The 3,261-nt window shown below is 68.0% G+C and carries 2 protein-coding genes; both read left to right on the top strand.

Annotated features, from left to right (window positions below; translation table 11 throughout):
* Positions 1–1,859, top strand: a 1,859-nt coding sequence (locus RHODMAR_RS24305; protein ID WP_008720095.1) for a cytochrome c oxidase assembly protein, incomplete at its 5' end; no start/stop codon positions are given.
* A gap of 536 nt (positions 1,860–2,395) precedes the next feature.
* On the top strand, positions 2,396–3,190 hold the full coding sequence (locus tag RHODMAR_RS24300) for a M23 family metallopeptidase (RefSeq protein WP_081606106.1): 795 nt from the start codon (positions 2,396–2,398) through the stop codon (positions 3,188–3,190).
* Positions 3,191–3,261 lie beyond the last annotated feature (71 nt).

Below are 3,261 nucleotides of genomic sequence, written 5' to 3'. Positions count from 1 at the left end.
TCACCACGTACGGGATCCCGGCACTGACCGCGATCGGCGAGGTGGCTGCCGTCGTGGCGGCGGGGTCGCTGCTCCTCGCGGCATTTCTCGTTCCGCCTCAGAGGTCGGGTGTGCTCGACATCGACGGGTACGTAGCCGTCCGCACCGCGGCGAAGGCCTCCGCAGTGTGGGCGGTGTGCGCGGCGGCGTTGGTGCCGCTGACACTCTCGGACGCCTCGGGTCAACCTGTCGGATCCGTTGCAGCGCAACCGGTGCAGTTCCTCGGTGCGATCGGCGATGTCGAGGCCTCCACTGCATGGGCCATCACCTCTGCGGTCGCGGCGATCACCGCCGCAGCATGCGCGGCGGTGTTGCGGCATCGATGGACCCCCGCCTTGTTCGCCCTGTCGATGCTCGCGTTGATCCCGCGCGCGGTCACCGGCCACTCCTCGACCGGCGGCAATCACGACATCGCGACGAACTCGTTGATCCTGCACATCCTCGCTGCCGCGCTGTGGGTGGGCGGACTCCTCGCACTTCTCGCTCATGCGCTGCGCGGAGGTGGGCACCTTGCCGTCGCGACCCGCCGCTACTCGACGCTCGCTCTGGTCGCGTTCGTGATCATGGCGGTCTCCGGAGTGGTCAACGCTGCCGTGCGAGTGCCCGTGACGTCGCTGTGGGATTCGACGTACGGCGCTCTGATACTGGCGAAGATCGCAGCTCTGGCGATCGTGGGGACCCTCGGGTGGATACAGCGACGACGAACGGTCCGCGCTCTGGCTCACGACCCCGCGAGGCGCAGATCCCTGATCACGTTGTCGATGATCGAGACCCTCGTTCTCGTCACCACCGTGGGCCTGGCGGTCGCACTGGGCCGCACTCCCCCGCCCCCGCCGCAGGACACCTCGCTGCCCCAGGCGCACGAAGAGGCCTTGGGCTACGTGTTGGACGGCCCGCCCACCGCTGCGCGGTTGGCGTTCGAGTGGCGTTTCGACCTGGTGTTCGGCTCCGCGGCGGTGATCGCGGCCGTCCTGTATCTGGTGGCCGTGCGGCGCCGTCGGCGGGCAGGCCTGTCATGGCGGCGGCGGTGGACAGCGAGCTGGTTGGCGGGTACTGCGGTGCTGCTCGTGGCGACCTCGTCCGGGGTCGGGTTCTACAGCCCGGCGATGTTCAGCGTGCACATGGCGGGACTGACCGCGGTCGCCGTCGCCGTGCCGTTGCTGTTGGTCCTCGGCCGACCGGCAACCTTGTTCGCCTCGGTCCTGCCGACCGCGTCGGCCGCCGAAGCACCGGGCTCGCGCGAATGGCTCCGGGCTGCATGGCAGAGCCGAGCAGCCCGGATCGCGATACACCCGTGGGTCAGCACCACGGTGTTCCTGAGCAGCTTCTACCTGCTCTACCCCGGCGGACTGTTCGACACCGTCGCCGACTCGCATGTGGCACACATGGTGATGAAGGGCTGGTTCCTGACCGTCGGGATGGTGATGTTCTGGGGCACGGTCGGCGAAGACCCGGTACCGAGACCGATCGCGGGACTGACGAAGTTGCTCGCGAGTATCACCGCATTGGCCGGGTTCGCATTCTTCCTCGTCGTGACGATCGATCTCGAGACCGCGCTCGGAGCGAGCTTCTACAGCGGACTGCGTCTGGACTGGAACGCAGACCTGCTGGCCGACCAGCGGCGCGGCGGCACTCTGGCGTGGGGCATCGGGGAGTTGCCGTTGCTCGCTGCCGCGGTTCTCGCCGCGGTCCGGTGGTCGGCGGCCGACGAGAGCGCGGCACGGCAACGAGACCGCCGAGTCGACGATCAAGGTGATACCGAACTCGAGGCGTACAACACCATGCTCGGTGGCCTGTCCTCTCGGCGCGATCACCCCTGATACCCGAAACGCCCAGCCCTGTTCCGGTGCGGATGTCGTAGCCCGGCGGGATGTCGTAGCCCGGCGGGATGTCGTAGCCCGGCGGGATGTCCTCCGAGGACCGTGACCAGCGGTACGGACGAATCCGGGTCGAGTGGGATGGAAAAACTATGCTCGATAGTAGTAACCTGTGGCCTGACCGTCACCATTTCGTTATCTCGAGCGAGGCCACGGCCTCGTAGCCACCAAGGATTGTGATCTTGGCCCGACACCGCACACCCGATCCGATCGACGACGACTACGCAGCGCCGGCACCCGGCGTCGCGGTCTCGATGCCCGTCGGCAACAGGCCGACGGCGCTCATCGATCACCCCCGTCATCGACACGCCGGGTTCGCACCCTCGCGTTTCGTGACCGAGTCGCCCGCCGAGACCGTGTACTCCGACAATCGGTCGCAGGACGAGCACACGCCTTCGGCGCAGACGCCCGCACCGGATGTACCCGCTCACGCGGTCAGCGCCGCCTGGGACACCGCGGCCGCGGACGCTACCGCGTCGATGTGGGTGCACGTGGCCGGTCCGGACGAGACGACGCACAGCGAGGGTGACCGCGATGTAGTCCAGGCCGTGTCGCGACGTGCTCGCCGCGGACTTCATCGCCGCCGGGTGCCGAAGCCGGGTGGCCGCGCCATCGCTGCGTCGGTCGCGGTCGGTGCCTTTCTGTCCGCGGCAGCGACGTCTCCGAACACCGGGTCGCAGGACAGTGTGGCGCTCAGCGCTGCGAGTATCGATAGCCCTCCCGCCGGCGTCCTGCCGCCGAGCCCGGTCGTCGCCTCACCCCCGCAGGTGTTGCAAATGCCCGATCTCGATGTCGGCCGGCTCGCGCAGCGCATGACCGAGCAACTCGCCGAGGGGGGAGTTCGGGCGGCGGAGCGCGCCGCACGCGATGCCGAGGCGCGGCGCCCGCTCTCGGTGGTGCCGGTGTCGGGCACATTGACCTCCAGTTCTGGGCCGCGTTGGGGGACAACGCATTACGGACTCGACATCGCCAATACGATCGGGACGCCGATCGTATCGGTGACCGACGGTGAGGTCATCGAAGCAGGGCCGGCGCAAGGGTTCGGCCTGTGGGTGCGTATTCGTCAGGACGACGGCACGATCGGGGTGTACGGCCACATAGACCAGGCGCTCGTCACCGCCGGTCAACGCGTGAAAGCCGGCGAGCTCATTGCTACGGTAGGCAACCGAGGCCAATCCACCGGACCCCACCTGCATTACGAAGTGTGGCAACCCGACGGTGCCAAGTCCGACCCGACGGCGTGGCTGTCGGCACGCGGAGTCGATATCACCTGACACGACGAGGAAAGAAGAACTGGCGATGAAAAGGCTCGGTGATCTCGAAGCGGAGGTGATGAACGTGCTCT

The organism is Rhodococcus sp. AW25M09 (assembly GCF_000333955.1).
In the GTDB taxonomy this organism is placed as follows: Bacteria; Actinomycetota; Actinomycetes; order Mycobacteriales; family Mycobacteriaceae; genus Rhodococcoides.
The sequence above is the reverse complement of the archived record's forward strand: the minus strand, read 5'-3'. Positions and strand labels throughout refer to the sequence as shown.